The 2,330-nt window shown below is 69.1% G+C and carries 2 protein-coding genes; both read left to right on the top strand.

What is annotated here, in order from left to right; all coding sequences use genetic code 11:
• Positions 1–106: 106 nt before the first annotated feature.
• On the top strand, positions 107–1,414 hold the full coding sequence (gene istA / locus AB0D85_RS52140) for an IS21 family transposase (RefSeq protein ID WP_362338736.1): 1,308 nt from the start codon (positions 107–109) through the stop codon (positions 1,412–1,414).
• Complete coding sequence (gene istB, locus AB0D85_RS52135; RefSeq protein ID WP_362338733.1) at positions 1,414–2,256, top strand: IS21-like element helper ATPase IstB; 843 nt, start codon at positions 1,414–1,416, stop codon at positions 2,254–2,256. Before istA ends, istB begins: the two co-directional genes overlap by 1 nt.
• Positions 2,257–2,330: the final 74 nt, after the last annotated feature.

Raw genomic sequence — 2,330 nt, 5'->3', positions numbered from 1 at the left:
TCTCGGCGTCGGGTGAAAACTGGCCGCTGAACGGCGGATCAAAAGGGACCCATTTCGCGATCTTCTGACCAGCCTGATCTTGAACGTCAAGATCGGGAGGGAAGGGATGATCCACGTGGAGGACTGGGCTGAGATCCGCAGGCTGCACCGGGCCGAGCAGATGCCGATCCGGGCGATCGCCCGGCATCTGGGCATCTCGAAGAACACGGTGAAACGGGCCCTGGCCAGTGACCGGCCGCCGAAGTACGAGCGGCCGCTGAAGGGCTCGGCGGTGGACGCGGTCGAGGTGCAGATCCGTGAGCTGCTCAAGCAGACCCCGACGATGCCGGCCACGGTGATCGCCGAGCGGATCGGCTGGGACCGCGGGATAACGATCCTCAAGGAGCGGGTGCGGGAGCTGCGGCCCGTGTATCTGCCGGCGGACCCGGTCTCGCGGACGGTCTACCGGCCCGGCGAGCTGGCCCAGTGCGATCTGTGGTTTCCCGACGTGGACATCCCGCTGGGCTATGGGCAGAGCGGCCGTCCGCCGGTGCTGGTGATCGTCTCGGGCTACTCGCGGGTGATCGCAGCCCGGATGCTGCCGTCGCGGACCACCGGTGACCTGATCGACGGGCACTGGCGTTTGCTTACCGGCTGGGGTGCGGTGCCGAAGATGCTGGTCTGGGACAACGAGGCCGGTGTCGGCCGGGGCAGGCCCACTTCCCAGTTCGCCGCGTTCGCGGGCCTGCTCGCCACGAAGATCTACTTGTGCCGTCCCCGCGACCCGGAAGCGAAGGGACTCGTGGAGCGGGCCAATGGCTACCTGGAGACCAGCTACCTTCCGGGACGCACGTTCACCGGCCCGGACGACTTCAACACCCAGCTGAGCGCCTGGCTGGCGGTGGCGAACCGGCGCCTGCACCGCACGCTGGCCGCCCGGCCGGCCGAGCGGTGGGAGGCCGACCGGGCCGGGATGCTCACCCTGCCGCCCATCGGACCGCCGGCCTGGTGGAAGTTCCAGACCCGCATCGGCCGCGACCACTACATCCGCGTCGACACCTGCGACTACTCCGTGCACCCCAGGGCGATCGGGAAGCTCGTGGTGGTGCGCTCGGACACCGAGGAGGTCACCGTGCTGGCGGGCGAGGAGGTGGTGGCCCGGCATGCCCGCTGCTGGGCCCGTCACCAGACGATCACCGACCCCGAACACGGCGCCGCCAGTGCCCGGATGCGCGGGGACTTCCGGCATCAGCAGGCCGCCCGGGCCAGGGACCGGAGGCTGGCGGCGACCGGCACCGGCCCGCCGCAGCTGGTGGAGGTCGAACAGCGCGAACTCGGCTCTTACGACCGGATGTTCACCTTGATCGAGGGCGGCGGCGCCACCACGACCGGGGAAACCGGGGAAACCGGGGAAACCGGGGAAGGGGACCGTTGATGCCCCGCACCGCCGCCACCGCGGACACCGATGACGACCGGTCCGCCACCGGCTCCGGCCGCAGGACCGGGTCCCAGACCGCCGCCGACCTGGCCTTCCTGACCCGCGCGATGAAGGCACCGTCACTGCTGGACGCCGCCGACCGGCTCGCCGAGCGGGCCCGCAAAGAGTCCTGGACCCACGCCGAGTACCTGGTCGCCTGCCTCCAGCGCGAGGTCTCCGCCCGGGAATCGCACGGCGGCGAGGCACGGGTGCGGGCCGCGAAGTTCCCAGCGGTCAAGACGATCGAGGAACTCGACGTCACCCATCTGCGCGGCATGACGCGCCAACAGCTCGCGCATCTGGGAACGTTGGACTTCATAGCGGGAAAGGAGAACGCCGTTTTCCTGGGGCCGCCGGGGACGGGGAAGACGCATCTGGCGATCGGGCTCGCGGTGAGGGCCTGCCAGGCCGGACACCGGGTCGCGTTCGCCACCGCCGCCGAGTGGGTCGACCGCCTGGCCGCTGCCCACGCCGCCGGTCGTCTCGCCGAAGAACTCACCAGGCTGGGACGCTATCCGCTGATCGTGGTGGACGAAGTGGGATACATCCCCTTCGAGGCCGAGGCGGCGAACCTGTTCTTCCAGCTGGTCTCGAACAGATACGAACGCGCATCGGTGATCGTCACCAGCAACAAGCCCTTCGGACGCTGGGGAGAGGTCTTCGGCGACGAGACCGTGGCCGCCGCGATGATCGACCGCCTCGTCCACCATGCCGAGGTCCACTCTCTCAAAGGCGACTCCTACCGCATGAAGGGACGCGAACTCGGACGCATCCCCACCACCACGAACAACAACGACTGAACCAACCGCAACTCAAGACGCGAAGGTCACTTTTGACCCGGCCAAACTGGGTCCGGGTTCAGCCGACGCCGACA

It is taken from the genome of Streptomyces sp. NPDC048277, assembly GCF_040652235.1.
Classification (GTDB): domain Bacteria; phylum Actinomycetota; class Actinomycetes; order Streptomycetales; family Streptomycetaceae; genus Streptomyces.
This window is presented reverse-complemented; position numbering and strand designations above follow the sequence as displayed.

What these genes read in the sequence shown, in the direction of transcription:
- istA (WP_362338736.1), top strand. Translation starts at nt 107, where the DNA reads ATGATCCACGTGGAGGACTGGGCTGAGATCCGCAGGCTGCACCGGGCC.
- istB (WP_362338733.1), top strand. Translation starts at nt 1,414, where the DNA reads ATGCCCCGCACCGCCGCCACCGCGGACACCGATGACGACCGGTCCGCC.